This is a genomic window from uncultured Methanobrevibacter sp. (genome assembly GCF_947170395.1).
In the GTDB taxonomy this organism is placed as follows: domain Archaea; phylum Methanobacteriota; class Methanobacteria; order Methanobacteriales; family Methanobacteriaceae; genus Methanocatella.
Genome location: NZ_CAMVTE010000009.1, coordinates 1 through 22,482, shown reverse-complemented (window position 1 = coordinate 22,482; position 22,482 = coordinate 1). Strand labels below are relative to the sequence as shown.

Genomic DNA, 22,482 nt, shown 5'->3' with positions numbered 1-22,482 from the left:
CTTAATTAATAATTTTGATTTAAAATTATTTAAAACATATACTTTAAATGTTTAAAATACCAATATTACAATTAATTATATCAGAGAGGCTTAAAATGTCAAATTCAATTGGAGAAAAATTTAAAATTACAACTTTTGGTGCAAGCCATGGGGTGGCCGTTGGAGCTGTTGTTGATGGATGTCCGGCAAATCTTGAATTAAGTGCAGAAGACATTCAAAAAGAGCTGAATAAAAGAAAACCTGGAACAAGCAAAGTTACAACAGCCAGAAAAGAAGCTGATGAAGTTCAAATATTATCCGGTATTTTTGAAGGAAAAACAGATGGGACCCCAATTACAGGAGTGATTTTTAACAAAAACCAACATTCCAAAGATTATTCCATGTTTAAAAGTACTCCACGTCCCTCACATGGAGATTTCGGATGGATGACAAAGTACGGAAACTACGATTACAATGGGGGTGGAAGAGGCAGTGGAAGAGTAACCATCGGCCATGTAATTGGTGGTGCGATAGCTAAAAAACTACTAAAAACCCAAAATATTGAAATCATTTCACATGTAGTCCAAATTGGAGATGTTAAAGCAGAGCCTCAGGATTTAAAAACCATCAAAGAAAATATTGAAAAAACTCCAATCAGATGTGGAGATTTGGATGCCAGCAAAAAAATGGAAGAGTTGATTTTGGCCAAAAAGGCGGAAGGGGATTCTGTAGGTGGAATTGTAGAAACAATAACTGTTGGAGTTCCGCAAGGTCTTGGAGAACCTGTTTTTGAAAGACTTGATGGAGACCTTGCAAGGATATTAATGAATATAGGATCCGTGAAAGGCGTGGAAATCGGACTTGGATTTGGCGTTGCCACACATACAGCATCACAGATAAATGATGAATATCAAATTGAAGATAATAAAATTACAACAAAAACCAACAATTCAGGCGGAATTATCGGTGGAATGAGCAACGGAATGCCAATAGTTTCAAGAATTGCTGTTAAACCAACCCCATCGATTTCCAAATGTCAGAATTCAATTAATCTTGAAACAATGAAAAATGAAAAAATAGAAATTAAAGGAAGGCATGACCCTTGCATCTGCCCTAGAGTGACAGTAGTGGCTGAATCAAGCACTGCAATTGTTCTTGCAGACCATATGATTCGCTCAGGATTCATACATCCTACAAACTTATCTAAAAGTTAATGCTTTTTCATGAATGAAACTTCATCAAACTCATTGTGCTTAAATGACAACTGATATGAGTTTTTCCTCTCGGCATTGAACAGTTTATGATTTGTACTGTGACTTGGTGAGTTGACATCCTTTAGTGAAATCAGCCTGAATCTGCGAGGATTGTTATAGTTCACATTAAATGACAAACCGTCGAATGCTGCAATTGTCTTTACACCAGTTTGCTTTGAAATCTTTTTGGCTTCGGTAACAGGATTGTTTGAAATCATTTTCAATCCCAAATGAGTCATAACCGCAACTTTAGGTTTTACCTCATTTATCAGGTCTATGAAATTTCGAGTGCACATATGACCGTTGATTGTTCTGTTGCCCGGCCTCAACACGCTAGCTATCAGAATATCTGAACCTTCATGATAATCAGCCAGACCATCAAAATAACCGGTATCTGAAGTATATGAAATTTTAAACCCTTTATAATCTATTTGAAAACCGGAACCTGTCGGATCACCATGTTCTGTTTTTGTACCTTTAATGGTGATATTGTCAACATCCTGAGCTTCACCAGGTTTTAGAAGTACTTTCTTTGATTTTGACTGGTGATAACTGGAAATGCATGGACCCCAAGATTCATAACCTTTCAAAACACTTTCGCTTCCAAAGATTGTTCCGAAATCTCTGGTCATTCCTCTTGTCATTGATTCTATGAGTATTTCAGCATCATTATAGTGGTCTGTGTGTGCATGAGTTACAAAAACACCGCTCAAATTACGGGGATCAAAGCCAAACTGATAGGTTCTGATTAATGCTCCAGGACCCGGATCAACATGATAATTCTTTCCACCCAAATTATCAATCCTGAATCCCCCAGTCATTCTTCGCTGTGAAATGGCGGAAAACCTTCCGCCCCCACTGCCTAAAAATGTAATTTTCATTTAAATCCCCATCATAATGAACACAATATTATATCACATTTTAGAGGGGACTTATCCTTTTTAAGACATAAATCTTCATTTTCAATGACTACCTTATCCCCTATCTTGACATTGTCACTGTCAGTAAACATCAACACATTCTGACCGGGTGCCGCCTTCTGCTTCCAATTGCCGTCCATTGCCTGAGTCTTATCGTTGAGCTGAACAAAAAGCATATTTCCATCAATGGAAACGACCTTGCCTATTTCACCCTTGTCAATGATTTTACTGGCCATGTCAATTGCGATATTTTGCTGAACTAGCTGTTCTGTCAATTCCTGTCTGAATTTTGTCAATACCTTAATGTCATTGTCAATAGTAATGTTGAGATGTTTTTGAGCTTGGGAACTATTGAAAACAGGCTGTTGTATTAATGTATCAAACTTGTCACCAACTGTCGGTGTTTGGGATGAAACTTCAGCCAGAATGCCCTCAAATACCTCACCCATATACTTTAAGCTTTGTGAAGGCTTCCATTTTCTTTGTATAAGTGTCTGGGCCAACTGTTTTGCATGATTATTTCCAAATATTATGATGCCCTTTTCACCGGCCTTACGGGATTTTGTCTCTGAACCCAACAGTTCAACAATCTGGTAACCGTTGGTGGTACCGTAAATTCTTCTGCGTTTGGTTTCAAATGTTCCTTTGGTACTGACTTCACCACGAACGGAGTTGCCGACAATTTTCAGTTTGGTTGCATCATCTGTTATTTTAATGGAAATTCCCAGCTCCCCTGCACGTTTTTTAAACTCATCATCAGTTCTTATTTTTCCGTTATATAATTCTTTTTCCAACTCTTCCAAATTCTCTTTATCACCGAAATATCCTATCTTTCTTTTATCTCCGGTCATTACACATCCTTTTTTACCTATGTAAGCGATAATTAAGCTCATAATATCCCCTAATTAGATATTTTAAAATTTTTAAAATATCAAGAATTTATTAATTATATATAATTATATTAATCATCTATTAAATAGTTTAATGGAATATTGAATTAATTTTGAAAATTAATTATTGAAAAAAGAAATAAAATTTTTCAAATATTATAAAAAAGAATAAACAAGCATTAAAATTATTTTAAAAGAAATTAGATTGATGTTTAAACAACATATTTAAATATGAATATAACAATAAATATGATTATAATAATTGTTAATTATTTATCATTATAAATAGTTATAATGTTAACAAAAACTTATTAGGAGAAAAACATATGATAGATCTCAATAAAATGTTTAAACCTGATTCCGTGGCTGTTATTGGTGCTTCCAATACACCTGGAAAAGTTGGATACATTATTGTCGACAATCTCATCAACGATGGATTTGAAGGCGAAATATATCCTGTAAACCCAAAAGGTGGAGAAATTTTAGGTAAGAAAGCATATACAAACATTACTGAAATTCCTGGAGAAGTTGATTTAGCAATCATTACAATCCCATCTCCATTTGTAAACCCTGCCGTTAAAGAATGCGGTGAAAAAGGCGTTAAAAATATGGTAGTTATTACCGCAGGATTTAAAGAAGTTGGCGGAGAAGGAGCTAAATTAGAAGCTGAACTAACAGCTCTTGGTAAAGAATATGGAATAAACATTATTGGACCAAACAGTTTAGGAATTACCGATTCACACACTCCATTAAACGGATCATTTTCACAAATGATGCCACCAACAGGAAACATTGCATTCATTTCCCAAAGTGGGGCAATGATGGTTGCAATCATCGACTGGAGTGTAACTTCAGGAATTGGATTCAGTAAAGTAATTAGTTTAGGTAACAAAGCAGGAGTAAATGAAATTGAATTGTTACAATACCTTGCTGAAGATGACGAAACTGCAGTAATCATCTGTTATTTAGAATCCATTTCCGAAGATGAAGACTTTGTAAGAACAATGAGGGAAACAGCAGTTAAAAAACCAATCATTATCCTCAAATCCGGTTCAAGCAGTGCAGGAGCAGAAGCTGCATCCTCACACACAGGAGCATTGGCAGGCAGTGATTTGGCATTTGATACCTCATTTAGACAATCAGGAATCATGCGTGTAGAAACCATGGCAGAATTATTCGATTTAGGTTTAGCATTCTCCAAAGCACCACTTCCAAAAGGTGATAACGTAGCTATTATCACCAACGCAGGTGGAGGAGGAGTTTTAACTGTAGACGCTATGGAAAAAGCTGGTTTAAACCTTGTCCAATTCGATGAGGAAACCACCGCAAAATTAAAAGAATGCGTTACTGAAGAGGGCAGTGCAAAAAACCCTATTGACGTATTGGGTGACGCACCTGTAAGCAGATACAAAGAATCCCTTGAAATTGTACTCGGATACGATGAAGTTGACAGTCTAATCATTATGGTATGTCCTACCGCATCTGCAGATCCGGATGGAATTGCACAAGCAATTTTAGAGGAAAGAAAAGAATTTGACAAACCTATCATTGTAGTTAACATGGGCGGACCATCCTTTGAAGCTGCAAATGAAGCTTTAAGAGCAAATGGAGTGCCAACATACGTATTCCCTGAAACTGCAGTAACAGCACTCGAAGCAATGACCAGATATGCAAAATTGCCTGCAAGACAATATGACGATGTTGTTGAAAATATCGATGACGTCGACAAAGATGCAGTAAAAGCAATATTCGACAAGGTAACTGCTGACGGAAGAGACACATTACTCGGTAGTGAAGCTTATGCAGTAGCTGAAGCTTACGGAATTTCAGCAGCACCAATCAAATTATCAACAAGTGCTGATGAAGCAGCAGAGCTTGCAAAAGAAATGGAATTCCCTGTTGTACTTAAAATCGCATCAGACAAAATCCTACACAAGTCCGATATTGGCGGTGTAAAAGTCGGAATTGAAAATGAAGACGAAGCAAAAGCAGCATATGATGAAATCATTGCAAACGCAAAAGCAGCACACCCGGATATCATCCCGGATGGTGTGGAAGTACAGAAAATGATGGATTCAGGTGAAGAAGTAATCGTAGGTATGATTAAAGACAAACAATTCGGACCAATGATTGCATTCGGTATGGGCGGAATCTATGTTAACCTCATTGAGGACGTGGCATTCAATTTGGCTAAAGGATTATCCTCACAGGAAATTGAAGAACAAATTGAAAACACCAAAGTATCCAAATTACTTGAAGGTTACAGAGGAGAAGCACCTTGCGATGTAGAAGAAGTTAAAGAAGCTATCAAAAGAGTAGCAAGATTAACTTTAGACTTCCCTGAAATTACCGAGTTGGACATTAACCCAATCTTCGTTTACGAAGAAGGTTCATCCGCACTCGATATTAAAATCAAATTATAATTTCTCAATTTAGAGAAATTACTCTTTTTTCTTTTTTTAAACCAAAATGTGATAACATGAATGGTGAGCTTGATTTAGAATTATATACTATTTCTATAATTGGTTTGAATAACGCTCTTGAGACATTAGACAAAACATCCTTTGAAGAAGTTTGTGGTAATTTCCAAGAGTTTTATCAGGACGTAGTTAATGATTTGAACCTAGAAGAAATTCAAATGAATGACTATTATATGTTTTTTGAAAATGGAAAGACCGTATTTCCACAATACATTCAAACATTGAAGGATATTGAAAATGAAGATATCAAAGACAGTTTAGAGTCCTTGATTAATGTTTTTGAAAACTTGAATAAAATTGCCAGCGCATTTCCAGCACAGCAGGAAATGATAAATGAAACTCACTAAAGAGGAATACAAAACGAATTAATTTTTACTAAAAAAAGAAATTAAAGCATAGTTAATTTAACTATGCTTCCCAGTACAATTTATCTTGTGGGATGGTACTGTTTAAGATACCAATTTCCACTTCTAATTTTTGGAATGCATCCACATCAGATTTGAAACTGTCATCAATACCTGAGATGAATGGGAAACTTTCTAATGAAAGAGCTTCTAAATCTGCATCAGAAACAATGTCTTCAGGTAAAAGTTTTACAACTGCACTAGCGTTACCTGCTTCAATTTGTTCGTTAATGAAGTTAGTAGCGTTTTCGTGAATAGCTATAATGTCTTTTACATTGTCTTCATGGTTTTTGATAAAGTCATCGGATGCAACAACTACACAACATGGGTGGTTTGGTAAAATTTCAGAAGAGTCTTCTAACAATTTGTTTCCACTATCGTTTGTAGCAATGCTCACATAAGGTTGGAAAGTGATAATTCCATCAATTTGTTTGGTTTTTAAAGCGTCATTCATTGAAGGTACTTTCATAGCAGAAATGTTTAAATCATCAGCAGATAAATTATTTTCTTTCAAGTAGTATGTAAGTAATACATATTGAATTGAAGCTTCACCAGGAGTTGCAATTGATTTGCCTTTTAAATCAGCTGCTGAATTGATTCCGGAGTCTTCAGTTACAACAATTCCACTACCTTCAGTTTGAGCGGAGGAAATAACTTTTACAGGAACTCCTTTTGCAACAGATGACAATACAGGTGCAATTCCTACATATCCAACATCGACTTCACCACTGGCCATAGCAGTCATCAAGTCTCCACCATTGTTAAATTGAACAAGTTCTACAGTAATGTTTTTTTCGGCATATTTACCTTGAGCTTCTGCTACAAATAATGCAGCATCGTGATCGGAAGGTAAATAACCTATTTTTACAGTGTCGTCTCCCCCTCCTAAAAAGTCAAAGAGACCTGCACTGGCTGAACCCATTACTAAAAATGCAGCAAGTGCCAACACTAAAACGAATGTAATTTTTTTATTCATCTATAATCACCGAATAATAAATAAGTTAACTTATCTACAATACTACTATCTCAAGTAAACTATAAATAAATTACTTATTCATTTTATTAACAATTGTTATATTGAATCCCTAAACATACTTATTAACATAATTAATATTTAAACTTTAAGGACCTACTTCAAACAAACAGACATCATCACCCATGGAATGACATTTTGTTTCACGGACATTCATATCCAAATTGAAATAATTGCCAAATATTGACTCAAACATTCCAACTTCCAAATGACACTCAGGAAAACCTGTCTCTTCAAGTTTGACAGATTCAAAAGACTGTCTGCATGTAATTTGAATATTATGTCTTAATTCAAAGCTTAAAAAGCCCAAATTATTGTCCGCCCAATATTTAGAAATATTAAATAAAAAATCATCGAAATTCTCATTATAAACCTGGGCAAATATGTAATCCCCAATATGATTTCCTATGTTTTTCATGACATGGTTAATTTCCATCCCGTATTCCATCAAAATTGTTTTAAAGGTGTGAACCAAAAGCAAATTGTATTCAATGTCGCCTTCCTGAATGAAGCTTCTAATCAATCTTTTTGTTTTGTTTTTGGATCGGACATTATCCGAATCAACACTTCCAAGCATTTCTGCTTTCATGAAGTAAATTCTTTTTCGGCTATCTGAGGAGTCTATCCTATAATCCACAATTTTTTCATCCCTTAAATCCTTTAGATGAAGTGAAACGGCTGTTTTAGTTTTAGAAAGATTTTTAACAATGTCTTCGAAGTTCATTTCACCATGTCTCAGCAAATCCAATATCTCATATTTCATCGGACTTTTAATAATGTCTATATTTACCCTTTTTTTATTCTTCTTCTTGTTTAAAAGAATCTGAATCGGGTCGGACGTAGTCATGAAATTATCCCCCATTAATTATTAAATTTATATAATTGCCTTAATAGTATATAAATGTTTGTTTTTAGGGTTAAATTTTGTTTTAAGAAATCTTAATAATTTATTTAATAAAAAACAACATTAAAACAATTTAAATAAAATATCAACCATCTTTGATATTCAAAATATTTAAATATTTGTAAAAAAATAACTATTGTTATATAATTATGAAACAGGTGTAAATATGCCAACAAGATATATTGGAGATGGATACTGGGAAATAGCTTCCCGTCAAATGAGCATAGTAACTAGAAGTCAGCAGGAAAGATTTAAAGATGCAAAAATCACAGTTATCGGCTGCGGAGGCATTGGCGGTGAAACCATTGAAATGCTTGCAAGAATGGGAATTGGAGAACTGGTTTTAGTCGATAAGGACGCATTCGATTTGTCAAACCTTAACAGGCAAACATTAGCCACTGTTAAAAACTTAGGTCTTGATAAAAGTGCCGTAGCTAAAGAAAAAGTAAGACTGATTAACCCTTATGTTAAAGTAACCGTTTTTAATGAACATGTTGATGAAACCAATATCAATAAGGTCATAGGCGATTCGGACATTGTAATTGATGCACTGGATAATGTTTTAACAAGAGTAATCGTTTCAAGAGCTGCAAAAGAAAAAGGCATTCCATATATCCATGGAGCAATTCATGGCACATTAGGCCAAACTACAGTATTCCTACCGAACAGCGAAAAGACATATGAAGAAATGTTTAATTTACCATCCATAGGACAGGAATTAACTGCAGATACAATTGAAAAATTAAAAAATGTTACATCAGGAGTTCCACCTGTAATCGGACCTACACCAAACTTAATCGGTTGTCTTGAAGCTTTTGAAGCTTACAAAATAATTACTGGAGCAGGTAAAGTTACTGTAGCTCCAAAAATATTGACATTTGACCTGCTCGATTTAAGTTCATTTTCACTGGATGAACTTTAATTGAAATTATTTTTGCCACAACGCAATGTTATAATATTTTTTCAGCTCATCACACTCATCAGAATCAATGTTTTTAAGAATATTGAGGCTTGTCTGCTTATTGTTCTTTGACAGCTCAACATGAGTGTTGATGTATCCATTTTTTTCAATCAATTTTAAAAGCCTTTTTCCATAAGTCAAATCAGGATTTGAAATGCGATTAAGCATTAAATTCAGGGTATGATAGTCATCCAAACCCAATACTTCACACATCCCATACATCTCATTGATAATATCAGCCGCCCAACTTTTAAGGGTTACCTGCCGACCATCCCTAAGCAGCCTCATTGATTCAACATATGCGCATTCCGCACTGCGCTCTTCATTAATCTTTGCTTCCTTTTGCCAATCTGAGTAATCAGATTCAGTTTTAACAAGCAAATATATTAAAAACAGATGGAGAAACATCATGTCCCGTTTTACAAGACCGCATTTATAAAACGGATTGATATCCAAAGTTCTAATTTCAATATATTCTATTCCATCATTTTTAAGAGAATCCAGCATGTCTTCAGGATGTTTTGGTTTAAGTCTGATTTGAGTATATAATTCCTTAGCTTCAGACAAATCCCCATTTTCAATAAAACTCCCTACATCATTGGTAAATTCATTAATCGAATCATATGACGGATGTAAATCTTTCAGATTTTTATATCCACAGGATGAATTTCTAAATGATGGTCCTTTAGTGGAGTAATAACTGCCAAAATCGTCTTTTGCATCCATCAGATGAATGCAGTCAGTGGAAAACGTTTCATGAGATCCGATTGAACATCCTGTCAAATATATTATCAGCCAGCAATATCTCAGATAGTTTCGGGTAATTTTTAGATAAATGTTGTTTTTAAACTCCTTAAAACTTAAACCAGGATTTTCAAGAGCATGATATTTTTTTAAAAAATCCTCTGAAAATGAAAAATTAAAGTGAACACCTGAAATCAATTGTTTTTTGACCCCATACTTTTTAGCCAAATTCTCACGGTATTTTTGGGACGATTCACCCTCTTTTGAGTATTGGGCTATCGGAATTTCATCCCCATATGGCAGAATACAGGGAAGTGACTGAAACCAAAGATATTCATCTTCAGGAAGGGAATGGTTGACAATGTCAGAGATTATTGAAAAAGTGTCGAATGCCTCATCAATAGTGTCGAATGTGGGGGTGATTATTTCAATCTGGCTTTCAGAAAAATCAGTGGTTACAAGAGGATTTTTTAATTTATCGCCAAAAACTTTGGGGTGAGGAGTTAAAGATAATTTACCCTCATCCTTTGCTCTTAAACTTTCCCATTCTATTCCAAATGAACCAGCCAATATTTCATTTGGATGCATTTTTGATAAATTTAATAAATTCATTCTCATCCCCTATTAAACTTAACTAAAAATTATTACTAACGATAACTATAGTTATATAAATGACACATAATAAATTTTATTAAAATGTAAAAAAAATAGAAAAAAGTATTAAAAAGAATTATAACAATTCTTTTCTTAAATCAATTGTATCCTTTAAATCCGGACCTGTTGAAATAATGGTTACCGGAACACCTGTTTCGGTCTGGATATCTTCAATGAAAGCCTTAGTTTCACCGGACAAATCATCATAGTTCTGTACACGTGCACAGTCAAACAATCTGTCAACACAGGTTAAGGCTATTTGGGTTGCACCGTTAATTCTGCATGATTCCTTAGCAAGTTCCATATCAAAATAACCGATACGGCGCCTACGTCCAGTTACAACACCATACTCTTCAAGACCTTTGCTTTCAGCTTCTTCCTGACTCATTTCAGTTGGGAAAGGACCTTCTCCAACACGGGAAATATAAGCTTTAAACACATCAATGACTTCATCGACTTTAGTTGGTCCAACACCAACATCCGCTGCGAAAGTGGAAGCTGTAGTGTCTTTACTGGTTACAAAAGGATAAGATCCATAATAAAGTGAAAGGGCAAAACCCTGAGATCCTTCAATAAATACATCCTCACCGTTGTCAATTGATTCGTTGACTGCAAGAGATACATCTGTGATATATTCTTCAAGTTCAGGAATATCACGTGCCAAATCAATTGTTCTTAATACTCTGTCTGAGTTAGCAGGACCGCAACCTGACCCTGTACTTCCAATCTTTTTCGCCAAATGCTCTGATCCCTTATCCCTGGCCATATGATCCTGTGAGATTATTGCACATCTGGGATCCACACACATCCTTTCTTTAACGTTATATTTTTTTAAATCTTCAAATTCTTTGAATAAAACATCCGGATTAACTAAAACTCCAGCTCCAATCATGAGTTTAGCATCAGTATGTACAAAACCTGAGGGGGTTAATCTTAAACCATATTTTTCTCCATTGAATTCAACAGAATGTCCCGCATTAGGTCCAACTCCTGCACGGGCAATAATATCTGGTTTATCAGCATCACAGAGGTAAGTAATACATTTTCCTTTACCTTCATCACCCCATGCTCCACCAACTAAAATACTACAAGTCATTTAATAACTCCTTTTAATCATTAATAATGAAATATTTATCAAAAATTTCATACCACTATTATTTTATCATTTATTATTTAAAAATTTTTTCCAACATTATACTTCTATTATAACAACAAAAATTCATATATAATATAAATATTACATATAACAAAAATATAATTCAATATAAATTATGAATTTAGGTAATTCGCATGTATATTGAAAGACAATTTAGAGAACTAGAAAACATTGAAGAAATCAAGGTTTATAATATGAACCCTGAAGAAATATTTAATGATGTTCCCCCCGTAAAGAAACCTGAAAAAGTTCGTTTCAGCAATGTAATGAAACATGTTCCATCAGACATCAATGTATTCCTGCCAATTGATGATGGTGAAGACTTTATTGTTGAAAGAATTGGGTGGAATCTACTTGAAAGGTTAAATTTAAAATTGGAAGACGTTGAAGGTCGTAAATTAAGCGAATGCTCACCATTTTATTTTGACATATTTAAAGACACCTTTAAAGATGTTTTAAAAAATGGAACAACAAAAGCAATGAGAATCTTCTATTACCAAAGCGACAAAATTCAAGCACTAGCAAATATCCACATCATCACTGATGAAGGTGAAATATATGCAATTTCTGATTTGAGAAGAGCAGAAGAGGCGGGCAAAACTCCAGAAGAACAAAAAAGAGAAGAAGAGGAAAATAAAGCCACCTTAATAGAATATTTCTCTCAAACCGGAAGCTATTATAAGATTCATGACGAATATACTTGGACACCAGGCATATACAATATAATCAATCGTTCAAAAGAATCAAGTGATTCATATTACAACATTATCTTTGATTTAGTTATTCCCGAAGACAGACCGCTGGTCAAGGAGCTGCTTGAAACCATGAGCCCTGAAACCGACACTTATGAAAACATCATTCGTATCAAAACTCCCGGAGGCCACATCAAATATCTGGACACTTACCTTTACTCCAAATTTGATGAAAACGGTGAAGAAATTAGTCATTATGGACTGTTCAAAGATGTCAGTATAGACTCCCACAAACATAAGACCAGACCTGTTGATTTTATGTTGAACGGATTCAATCATCATTCAAAATTATCCCTGCTTGTAGAGCCATTGAGCAAAAGATATGAGTTCAGTGAAGGATTTTACAAAATGATTGAAATTCCTAAAAACGAATATCACCACACCAAAGACGTGGTTGAAAATATCATGGAAGAAAATGTAAAAAAAGAACTATATCAATTAATTGATGGCGAAATAGATGAATTAAATCAGGTATTTACCTATAAAGTCAATGGCGATGAAGACAACTTAAAAATATGCGAATTATTCATTGAACGCTTCAAATATGGTAATCAGGACCACAGTATTGGATTTTTAACTGACATTACACTTTCACGTAAAAAACAGCAGGAACTGATTAAATCCAATGCAACCAAAAACATTTTAATTAAAGAGGTTCACCACAGGGTCAAAAACAACCTGCAGGTACTGAACAGTTTCTTAAATCTTGAAAGAAGAGCATATAGAGATAATCCAAATCGTATTTTAGACAATATGCAGGCACGTTTATCTTCACTTGCCCTACTTCACGAAAAGACCTACAATACCGAAGACTTCATTAACATCAATCTTGACGATTACATGCAAGACCAGGATTCAACCCTGCATATGCTGTTTGGAGCAAAAGACATTAATTTCACATCTGATGTAAATAAAGACATACATTTGTCTATTCAGACAATAACACCATTACTTCTAGTTGTTGATGAATTAACTATGAATGCTATTAAACATGCATTTCCAGACCCGGACATGCCGGACAAAACAATTTCCAAAAAAATTGATTTAATTAACGAGAATGTCTGTGAATTAATACTTAGAGACAATGGAGTAGGATTGAAAGATCCTGAAGCTTTGACAAACCACAATTTAGGATGGGAGATAATCAATAATTTAACAAGACAAATAAATGGAAGAATTGAGATTTTAGACTGTGATGTTGGAACTGGATTTAGAATATTATTCCCAACAAGTTTCGAACATACCTTAGAAGAATATCTGGACGAGAAGGAGTAAAGATAACATGAGAATAGAAAAAGAATATCGTAAATTAGAAGATACAGAAGAAGTACGTATCTATGATATTTCAGAAAGAGACTTGTTTACCCAAGTTCCGGCAGAATTTGAAGTCATGAAAATGCCTTTTGAAACAACATTAAACAACATCTCCAACGATATTGATCTTTTTATTCCATATGATGATGGAAAAGATTTTATTATAGAAAGATTAGGTTTAAGTGCACTTGTTAGAGGCCATATTAAACAGGAAGATGTTGCAGGACGTTTGCTAAGTAAAACTTCCCCAGGATTTTTTAAAATTCTAGCTGAACCACTTAGAGAAGTTTATCAAACAAAAGAAATGAAAAAAATGAGATTTTATTATCATTTTAATGAGAAACTTGCTAGATTTTCAAATATTAAAATCCTTTGTGACATGGGTAAGATTATCCTAATTTCAGAACACAGGGACAACAGCGAAAGTAAATTATTTATACCTGAAACTGAAGGATATGAAGAAAAGGCACATCTGATTGAATACTTTTCACAAACTGGAAGTTACTACAAAATTAAGGATAGATACAGCTGGACACAAGGTATCTATAACATCATCAACCGTCCTAGGGAGGAAAATGATGAATATTACAACATTATCTTTGATTTAGTTATTCAAGAAGACAAACCAATACTTGAAAAAATACTTAGGGTAATGGATCAAGGAAGAACAAATTATGAATCCGTCATTAGAATTAGAACCGATGACGGAACTTTAAAATATATTGAAGTTAATCTTTATTCCAAATTCGATGAAAACGGAAATCTGGTTAGTCGTTATGGTTTGCTGAAGGATGTGAGTACAGATTCAAACAGAAAAATGACAAGACCTGTTGATTTCCTATTGAAAGGTTTTAAAAACAGTAAAAAATTAGCATTGCTCATCGAACCATTGAGTGCTAAACAACATGAATTTTCAGAAGGATTCTACGAAATTTGCGAAGTTGACCCACTGGAATATCATCACTCAAGAGAAGTTATAGACAATATTGTTGAAGAAGATGTCAAATGCAGATTCAGACAACTGTTTGACGGTGAAGTGAACGACCTTGATGCAAGCTTCACATATAATGTGCATGGAGACGAAAACCATCAAAAAACATGTGACATTTACATTGAAAGGTTTGAATTCGGACAAGCCACCCACAGTATTGGATTTTTAACCGACATTACCGAAGAGAGAAATAAACAAAAAGAATTGATTGAGGCAAACGAACATCAAAAGATCTTAATCAAGGAAGTTCACCATAGGGTTAAAAACAACCTGCAAGTATTGAACAGTTTCCTGAACTTAGAGAAAAGAGCTTATAAAAACAAGCCAAGCATAATCATTGACCACATGCAATCAAGACTCTCTTCACTTGCAATTTTACACGAAAAAACCTATAATACTACTGACTTTAAAAATATTAACTTAAAAGAGTATATTATAGACCAAGACAGTCAATTAAGAGGTTTGATTGGTTTGAGAGATGGAATTGAATTTGTATCCGATGTGGATGAAAACATCAATTTAACCATTGAAGTCATTACTCCTTTATTATTGGTTATTGATGAGCTGACCATGAATGCAATCAAACACGCATTCCCTGATAAAAGCGTCCCTAACAAAAAGATATTTAAACAAATATCCAAATTGGACAATGCAACAGGCCAGTTAATCCTCAAAGATAATGGAGTGGGTATTGAAAATCCTAAAGCCATAACTAAAAATCTTGGCTGTGAGATTATTAAAAATCTCACAAAACAACTGGATGGAAAAATTGAACTTATTCAATATGAACATGGAACCGGATACAAATTAACGTTCCCACTTGATATGGAACATACTATTGAAGAATAAATTAAAAGAGTTAAACTATAAATAAAATGAATAATAAAAATTTTAGAGTATAATGGGAAGGATAAAATGAATGAAAGAATTTTAATTGTAGAAGATGAAGCTATTACAGCACTTGATTTGAAATACAGTTTAGAAGAATTAGGATACGAAATAGTTGACACTGTTGACACCGGTCAAGACGCAATAGATACTGCTGCAGAAACAGTACCAGATGTTGTTTTAATGGATATTAAATTAAAAGGAGAAATGGAAGGAATTGAAGCTGCAGAAGTTATCTCAGAGCTCAGAATTCCAATCATATATTTGACTGCAAACACAGATACCGACACATTTGAAAAGTCAAATGTCAAAGGTTCTTACGGATTTGTTTCAAAACCATATGATATCAACAAATTAGACAAAACACTTAAAATCACAATTAACCGTGCTAAATTGGAAGAAAAGAGAATCAATGAAGCAAGCGGGTTTACAGAATAAATGATTATATATGACTGAATTCCAATTAATTGAAGGTAAACCTAAAATATTTGCAATAAGTGCTCAAAAAGAGTTATTGGGCTTTATACAAGAATATGTTGAAAATTATGACTACGATTATGTAGGTTCAGCATCCAAAGAAGTGGATATCTTTAGAAAAGTGGACGAACTTGAAGCCAACCTGATAATCTTAGATTCAGAAATCCCAGATATTGATTTAATCAAATTGACTGAAGATTTGGAGCTTTTCAACATTCCAATAATTATCATAATTGGAGATTTATTCAATGAAACCATTGATAAATTACTGATGAGTAATCCTTATGGATATTTAATCAAACCTCTTGACGAGGCAGAATTCCAACGTTCAATGGCGGTGGCTTTAAGAAAACATGAACAGAACATTCAAAATATTAAGGAAGCCCAATCCAAAGTCAAAGAAAAAAGCGTTGAACTTCTAATTGAAAAATCCGATTCAAGTTTGCTTTTAATTTTATGTGTATCATTAATCATAATTGCTGTTTTATCCAGAAATGCAACATGGCTACAATGGGTTCTGTTAATCCCAACAGGAGCTATGCTTATTAATTCAATAGTCAGTATCAAGAAACAGAAAAAACCAAAACCACCAGAAACACTACCTTTTGTCAGTATTTTTATCCCTGCACACAACGAGGAATTTACAATTGCCGAAACCGTGAGAAGCGTGTGCGGACTTGATTACCACATCGATGAAGAACCACAATACGAACTAATCGTCGTTAATGACGGTTCAACTGATAATACTGGAGAAATATTGGCTGACTTAAAAAAAGAACTCCCTCAAGTTAAAATCGTTACCCGACACCCTCCAAGGTCAGGAAAAGGTAAAGGATTTGTTTTAAATGATGCATTAACATTATCCAGAGGAGAAATCATTGGAGTTTTCGATGCAGATACCCAAATCAAACCGGATTATCTCCAGACTGTCGTCCAATATCTTGGAGAAGACATTGACGGTGTTCAGTCAAGGGTAAAAATGTTCAATAAAAACGAGAACTTCCTTGCCCGTATGCAGCATGTTGAATTTTCAACCTTTGGAAATACATTAATCGCAAAAGATAATTTAGGCCATACCGGATTTTTAGGTGGAAACGGCCAATTCGTAAAAAAACAAGCCATTATTGATTGCGGAAGATGGGACGGATTTGCAGTTACTGAAGATTTAAATTTAGCTATTAAAATAATCCTTCAGGGCGGAAAAATCAGTTACTGCGGAGAATGTGCAGTATATCAGGAAGCAGTTACTGAATGGAAAGCTTTCTTTAGGCAAAGAACAAGATGGGCTATAGGTAACTTTGAAACATTATTTGTGTATCTTCCTCAAATTTTAAGATCAAACATTCCGCTATTAAAAAAATTCAATGTAATAGAACACATTTCATTTTACAGTTTCAACTTATTAATCTTCTTCGGATTTGTAATTACAATACTCAATGCAATTTCCTGGTTCTTCTTCCAGAACGTTACATTAATCAGAATGGAAGCCCCTATTATTGTAGGAATATTATCAGCTATTGCATTTTTCCCAGGAATGATTTTAGCTCTTTTAAGAGATAAATTAGGACCTCTTGACTTTGTAAAAGATTTAGTCAAATATTACATTTATTGTTTCCATTTAATTCCATTGTTTTTCTTGACAATGCATAACATGATGACAAGAAAAGAAAGAAAATGGGCAAAAACAGTGCATAAAGGAGGAAAAGACCAATGAGAAAACAGGATATTGTAAGAACATTCATTATCATAGTTTTCATTATTTTCATTGCAGTTAACATTAATGGAATCAATAGCTTTTTAAGCTTCCAGACAGACAGAACTGTTGATTTCGGCCACAGTATAACCGTTGTGCCTCAAGCATGGAATACAACAGATGAACTGAATTTAACCAACATGTCCAAAACCCCACACGCAATTACCAATGAATATGTCTATATAGACCATTGGGATGACTGGCCTGAAGACCATATAACCTCCATATCGGAAGCAAAATTTAGGTCCATGGAAGATGGGGGATATAAAGTAATCAAAAATGAAAACAGTACAATAGGTGGAGTGCCTGTTTCAAAACAGTATTTCACAAATCCTTCAAGAGACACTGATGAAATCTGGAGCCCTATTGGTGTGAATTACGTATTTTCAAAAGAGGATACAAATTACGCAATACAGGTTCATTATTTCACAGAACACGATTACAACAACACAACCTTCATAAAAGAGGTTGACGACCGTATTGAAGATGATATGAGTAATATCCACAATAATGAGTATAATGGTTTTGTATCAGGTATATGGCACATTTATGACTTCATTGTAGGCCATATTCCACATTGAACTTAAAAATGAGAAAATATAATTTAATAGATATTTAAAAATAATATCTATTCAACTATTTTTTAGTGTTTAACAACGGATGATTTTCACACATCGGATCTTTAATTATGATATTTCTTTTCATGTGATACTTTAAAAAGTAAAGCATCCACTGGTTGGATAGCTCCCTAAGTGAAGAATCATCAAGCCTTTCGTGATTGGTGAAGAAATCCATCTGATTTCCACCAACAACAATTCCTATCTCCTTGGTTTTAATCAGCATGAAAAAGTCATTGCGTATATTATGAATATCAAACTCCTCATCGACAGAGATTGTTTTTTCTTTTTTATAGTCATAGAAAAAGGTATTGAGATATTCAAAATCAATAAACTTGACCTCTTCAATATCAAACAATACATTTTCACTCAACAGTTGGTTTTTAAAATCATATTTGGCTAAAAAATCGATATCCCAAATGTTGTTGTAGAAAATAGAAACAAATGATTCAGCAGCAAATCGGACTGTAAGGAAAAAGTCTTCAGTTTCCTTAGGAGTTCCTAACTCGACATCCTTAAATCCAAGATAAATTGAATCCTGAGCTATTTCTATAGAAATCCATTTGCCTGAATTAACCATTACTTCACGAATTAATTTTAGTGAACGAGTATTCATTTTAACACCTGTCTATTAATGAAAATATCATATGCACCTTCTATTTCATATTCCTTTTGACCGTCAAAAGACTTATCCCATTTAAAAGGATTAATTTCAATCTGATTGTTTACAGTTTCATCCCAAACAATTGTAAAATCTTTTTCAAGATATTTTTTGACAGTTCTGCCTATTTCCAATGCCTTTTTCTCACTGTCTTCAAAATCACCGAAGGTTATTTTCAATTTGTTATCCCAAATTGCATCCTCAATATCCTCAAAGGTGTAAAAGCAAAACCCCCTGGGATTGAATTTATTGTTTCTTAAATGAACATTGAGTTCAAAAGCATCGCCAACTCCTTCCTGTAAATCATAACCGCAATTATGAATAGCTACAATATCTTCATTGGCCAGTGCTTTGAAAACATTTTCCAGTTTATTAAAATTAACATTATCAAAACTATTTAAAGAAATGTCGAACTTGGAAAAATCAATGTCCTCATCGATAAACTGATCCTCCAAGATTTCTTCTATTTCACTGACATCAAAAAATCCAGATTTAGCAAGTAAATCTATCATGTATTCAATTTCCTCAACCAAATCCTTATTCATAATATCCCTAATCTTCCTCTAAAAGCAATTGAATATGGGTTACGTTTCCTCTTTCAGTAAATCCTACAATAACTCTGCTTTCACCTATTTTGGCAACGGCAAAATCATCATTGGGTTTGAAAGTGTAACCTTTAAGTTTGGTATATGCTTCAAAAGCTATTCTAGGAAATACATTGAAGTTTTTCTGGAAAATAGCATAATTTATTCTGAATTTTTCAGGAGAGTCATTATCCTTGATTAAATCAGAGTTTACAGCTACAAAGATAATGAGTCCGTCTTCAGGCACTGCATAATATGCATCCAAATCCAAAACTGAAGTTGTAACCATTGCAAAAGTATGGCAGGTATCCAAATCAGTCTCAATGATTGGAGTGTTCAATTGAGGAATGCTGAATTCATCCCCAATAGCTTTCATTTGGCGAGCGGATTGGATAATGCTGTCATCCAAGCCTATGCTGTCGTTATCCCATGCCCATGACCATTGATTAAACTCTTCGGTGAAAAATCCGATGACCTGAATTGGCAATTCAAAATCTTCAAAAATGAGACTGCCTTTTTCCAAATCCAAATCTCCCTTTGCATCACCAAGTAAATCTGACAAGTTTTCCTGTTTGTCCAATGCAACAGCACCATATTTGGACAAAACTATCTTAAATGAATCTCCAGGCTCTATTTCTACTGGTTTTTCAAATTTAGCTTTCAAATTAAACACCTAAAACTCCAATTTTGAAATTCTGTCCATTGCCTCTTTAGTATTTTCTAAAGTGTTGAATGCAGTTAATCTTAAATAACCTTCTCCACTTGGACCAAAGCCGGACCCCGGAGTTCCGATAACATTAGCTTCATTTAACAATAAATCAAAGAATGCCCATGAATCCATATCATTAGGAGTCTTTACCCAAATATATGGTGAACTTACGCCACCATAAACTTCAAGACCCAAATCGGACAGGCTTTGTCTAATGATTTCTGCATTTGCCATGTAGTAGTCAATGACCTCTTTGATTTGCTGTTTTCCTTCTGGAGAATATGTTGCTTCAGCAGCCCTTTGTACAGGGTATGAAACACCATTGAATTTTGTGGTTTGTCTTCTGTTCCATAACGGATTTATTTCCACTCCATTTCCTTCACTGTCATATCCTTTCAATTGTTTAGGAACGACTGTGTATGCACAACGGGTTCCTGTAAATCCTGCAGTTTTTGAAAAGCTTTTAAATTCAATAGCTACATCCTTTGCCCCTTCAATTTCATAAATACTGTGCGGAACATTATCCTCATTGATGAATACTTCATAAGCAGAATCAAATAAAATGATAGCTTTATTTTCTTTTGCCCAATCAACAAATACTTTCAGTTGGTCTTTTGTAAGAGTGGTTCCGGTAGGGTTGTTCGGATAACATAAATAGATAATGTCAACAGGTTCTGATGGAAGTTCAGGCACAAAACCATTTTCGGTATTGCATTTGAGATAAGTTAAGCCTTCATACATTCCGTCATCACCCATCTCACCGGTTCTTCCAGCCATTACATTTGTATCAACATAAACTGTATAGACCGGATCGGTTACTGCAATCTTATTGTCGATTCCAAATATTTCCTGAATGTTACCTGTGTCACATTTTGCACCGTCACTGATAAAGACCTCATCGGTATCAAGCTCGATTCCATACTTATTATAATCGTTTTTAATAATGGCTTCAGCCAAAAAGTCATATCCCTGTTCAGGCCCATAACCCATGAAAGTTTCTGCTTTGCCCATTTCTTCAACTGCATCATGGAACGCTTTTACAACAGCAGGAACTAACGGTTTAGTTACATCACCAATACCCATTTTAATAACGTTTGCATCAGGATTTGCTTTTACAAATTCCGCTTCTCTTCTTGCCACTTCGACAAAAAGATAACTGCTTTTTAATTTAAGATAGTTTTCATTAATTTTAACAACCATGATTAATCCTCATAAATATTAATCTAATTTATATTTTAATTTTAGAATATATAAAATGATGTATTGCAAAAAATCTTAATATTTTACTAAAAATTAAAAAAATAAAAATTAAGAAAAGTCCGAATAAAAACAAGAATTTTAAATATTATTTTTTGAAATGAAAACTTATAATAAAAAATCAGCCCCATTGAACCATAAATTTTAAGTTACAAAATAATTAAACAAAAAATAGAAAAAATCTAAAAAAGCATGAAAATATTTAAATTAACGATTTTACATAAATATATTATACTATAAACAAAGGATTGAAGTTGGGAAAAATGAACGGATTAACAGTATTATTATGGGTTACAATATTAGTTATTGGTGCTATTGCCATAATTGTAGTTAAACTACATTATGGAGGCAAAGAATTGGAAACTGATGAAAAACCAGTTATCTCTAAGGAAACATTTGATGGAATTCTATCATATGGTCAAAATAAAGCATCTGATGAAAATAAAATTTCCCAAAATAATTTTGCCCAACCTAATCTAGATTATGCTATTGACAATGATTATGAGATTTTACATGAAGTGGAGGTTGAAGATACCGACTACAAAAACATAGACTATGAATCTCAAAATCAGGTACTTATTAATTACGAAAATAAAGTTAAAAAATTCCAAGAACCAATGAACGAAACTCAGATTGATATTATGACACCTAATAACGACTCTAACAATGAAAAACATGAATTAAAAGACTTATTTACTATTGACGAACTTATTAAAGAATCTAAAAGAAAAGACAGTGAAAGAGAAAAAGAATCTCAAAAAATCCAAAAAGAAGACGAGGATACAACTGAGATTAAAGAAAGCATCAAAAAAAGACAGGAAGGCGATGAGGTTGAAGAAAAACTCATCGAAGAGATTTTGGCCGATGAAGAAATTGCAGAAATCCTGAATAATGAAGATGATGCTGAACCTATTGAAGAAGAAACTAAAGAGGAAACAATTCAGGACATTATCAATCAGGTTGAAAGTGAAAAGCCTGAAACAATCCAGGAAGTTATAGAAGCAGAAGAAACTCCAAAAGAAGAAACCATTCAAGAAGTTTTAGAAGCTGAAGAACCAAAAGAAGAGGTAAAAGAAGAAACCATTCAAGAAGTTTTAGATG

The 22,482-nt window shown here is 33.9% G+C and carries 19 protein-coding genes and 1 pseudogene; 10 read left to right on the top strand and 10 right to left on the bottom strand.

Going from position 1 to position 22,482, the window contains the following annotated elements:
- Nucleotides 1–95 precede the first annotated feature (95 nt).
- Complete coding sequence (aroC, locus tag Q0W04_RS03670) at nt 96–1,193, top strand: chorismate synthase (RefSeq protein ID WP_298500569.1); 1,098 nt, start codon at nt 96–98, stop codon at nt 1,191–1,193.
- Here aroC and Q0W04_RS03665 read toward each other — a convergent pair.
- Together Q0W04_RS03665 and Q0W04_RS03660 are read right to left on the bottom strand one after the other, a co-directional pair.
- Nucleotides 1,190–2,113 (bottom strand): MBL fold metallo-hydrolase, encoded by a 924-nt coding sequence (locus Q0W04_RS03665; RefSeq protein ID WP_298500567.1) that lies wholly within the window; start codon nt 2,111–2,113, stop codon nt 1,190–1,192. The two genes, aroC and Q0W04_RS03665, sit on opposite strands and share 4 nt — an antisense overlap.
- Nucleotides 2,114–2,124: 11 nt before the next feature.
- On the bottom strand, nt 2,125–3,045 hold the full coding sequence (locus tag Q0W04_RS03660; protein WP_298500565.1) for a DUF2121 domain-containing protein: 921 nt from the start codon (nt 3,043–3,045) through the stop codon (nt 2,125–2,127).
- Nucleotides 3,046–3,368: 323 nt separating this feature from the next.
- Here Q0W04_RS03660 and acs point away from each other — a divergent pair, with 323 nt between their 5' ends.
- Nucleotides 3,369–5,465: an acetate--CoA ligase alpha subunit gene (acs, locus tag Q0W04_RS03655; RefSeq protein WP_298500562.1), complete on the top strand. Its 2,097-nt coding sequence runs from the start codon at nt 3,369–3,371 to the stop codon at nt 5,463–5,465.
- 56 nt (nt 5,466–5,521) lie between these two features.
- Nucleotides 5,522–5,869 (top strand): hypothetical protein, encoded by a 348-nt coding sequence (locus tag Q0W04_RS03650; RefSeq protein ID WP_298500559.1) that lies wholly within the window; start codon nt 5,522–5,524, stop codon nt 5,867–5,869.
- A 61-nt stretch (nt 5,870–5,930) separates the two neighbouring features.
- Here Q0W04_RS03650 and Q0W04_RS03645 read toward each other — a convergent pair whose 3' ends face one another.
- A complete protein-coding gene (locus Q0W04_RS03645; protein WP_298500556.1) occupies nt 5,931–6,902 on the bottom strand; it encodes an ABC transporter substrate-binding protein in 972 nt (323 codons plus the stop codon).
- A gap of 145 nt (nt 6,903–7,047) precedes the next feature.
- A complete protein-coding gene (locus Q0W04_RS03640; RefSeq protein ID WP_298500555.1) occupies nt 7,048–7,806 on the bottom strand; it encodes a V4R domain-containing protein in 759 nt (252 codons plus the stop codon).
- A gap of 223 nt (nt 7,807–8,029) precedes the next feature.
- On the opposite strand from Q0W04_RS03640, the gene Q0W04_RS03635 reads away from it, so the two are divergent.
- On the top strand, nt 8,030–8,785 hold the full coding sequence (locus Q0W04_RS03635; RefSeq protein WP_298500552.1) for a HesA/MoeB/ThiF family protein: 756 nt from the start codon (nt 8,030–8,032) through the stop codon (nt 8,783–8,785).
- Between the two features lie 6 nt (nt 8,786–8,791).
- Here Q0W04_RS03635 and Q0W04_RS03630 read toward each other — a convergent pair whose 3' ends face one another.
- Together Q0W04_RS03630 and Q0W04_RS03625 are read right to left on the bottom strand one after the other, a co-directional pair.
- Nucleotides 8,792–10,180 carry a glutamate--cysteine ligase gene (locus Q0W04_RS03630; protein ID WP_298500549.1) on the bottom strand — a complete coding sequence of 463 codons (1,389 nt, stop codon included), beginning with the start codon at nt 10,178–10,180 and terminating at the stop codon, nt 8,792–8,794.
- 118 nt (nt 10,181–10,298) lie between these two features.
- Nucleotides 10,299–11,318 (bottom strand): adenylosuccinate synthetase, encoded by a 1,020-nt coding sequence (locus tag Q0W04_RS03625; protein WP_298500546.1) that lies wholly within the window; start codon nt 11,316–11,318, stop codon nt 10,299–10,301.
- 194 nt (nt 11,319–11,512) lie between these two features.
- Here Q0W04_RS03625 and Q0W04_RS03620 point away from each other — a divergent pair, with 194 nt between their 5' ends.
- The 5 genes from Q0W04_RS03620 to Q0W04_RS03600 all read left to right on the top strand — a co-directional run bounded on the left by Q0W04_RS03620 (nt 11,513) and on the right by Q0W04_RS03600 (nt 18,134).
- Nucleotides 11,513–13,405: a histidine kinase dimerization/phosphoacceptor domain -containing protein gene (locus Q0W04_RS03620; RefSeq protein WP_298500544.1), complete on the top strand. Its 1,893-nt coding sequence runs from the start codon at nt 11,513–11,515 to the stop codon at nt 13,403–13,405.
- 7 nt (nt 13,406–13,412) lie between these two features.
- Nucleotides 13,413–15,284 carry a histidine kinase dimerization/phosphoacceptor domain -containing protein gene (locus Q0W04_RS03615; protein WP_298500542.1) on the top strand — a complete coding sequence of 624 codons (1,872 nt, stop codon included), beginning with the start codon at nt 13,413–13,415 and terminating at the stop codon, nt 15,282–15,284.
- A gap of 66 nt (nt 15,285–15,350) precedes the next feature.
- Nucleotides 15,351–15,761 (top strand): response regulator, encoded by a 411-nt coding sequence (locus Q0W04_RS03610; RefSeq protein ID WP_298500539.1) that lies wholly within the window; start codon nt 15,351–15,353, stop codon nt 15,759–15,761.
- A gap of 10 nt (nt 15,762–15,771) precedes the next feature.
- On the top strand, nt 15,772–17,514 hold the full coding sequence (locus Q0W04_RS03605; protein WP_298500537.1) for a glycosyltransferase: 1,743 nt from the start codon (nt 15,772–15,774) through the stop codon (nt 17,512–17,514).
- Nucleotides 17,511–18,134 (top strand): hypothetical protein, encoded by a 624-nt coding sequence (locus Q0W04_RS03600; protein WP_298500535.1) that lies wholly within the window; start codon nt 17,511–17,513, stop codon nt 18,132–18,134. Before Q0W04_RS03605 ends, Q0W04_RS03600 begins: the two co-directional genes overlap by 4 nt.
- Nucleotides 18,135–18,189: 55 nt before the next feature.
- On the opposite strand, the gene Q0W04_RS03595 is transcribed toward Q0W04_RS03600, so the two are convergent.
- From Q0W04_RS03595 to Q0W04_RS03580, 4 genes are read right to left on the bottom strand one after another with little or no spacing between them, the layout of a single operon-like run.
- Nucleotides 18,190–18,786, bottom strand: coding sequence for a hypothetical protein (locus Q0W04_RS03595; RefSeq protein ID WP_298500533.1), 597 nt, complete (start codon nt 18,784–18,786; stop codon nt 18,190–18,192).
- Nucleotides 18,783–19,376, bottom strand: a complete 594-nt coding sequence (locus Q0W04_RS03590; RefSeq protein ID WP_298500531.1) for a DUF6891 domain-containing protein — start codon at nt 19,374–19,376, stop codon at nt 18,783–18,785. The genes Q0W04_RS03595 and Q0W04_RS03590 overlap by 4 nt, the downstream gene beginning before the upstream one ends.
- A 7-nt stretch (nt 19,377–19,383) precedes the next feature.
- Nucleotides 19,384–20,088, bottom strand: coding sequence for a DUF6882 domain-containing protein (locus Q0W04_RS03585; RefSeq protein ID WP_298500528.1), 705 nt, complete (start codon nt 20,086–20,088; stop codon nt 19,384–19,386).
- Nucleotides 20,089–21,324, bottom strand: coding sequence for an LL-diaminopimelate aminotransferase (locus Q0W04_RS03580; protein ID WP_298500525.1), 1,236 nt, complete (start codon nt 21,322–21,324; stop codon nt 20,089–20,091).
- Between the two features lie 320 nt (nt 21,325–21,644).
- On the opposite strand from Q0W04_RS03580, the pseudogene Q0W04_RS03575 reads away from it, so the two are divergent.
- Nucleotides 21,645–22,482, top strand: a pseudogene (locus Q0W04_RS03575) (hypothetical protein); the annotation flags it as partial.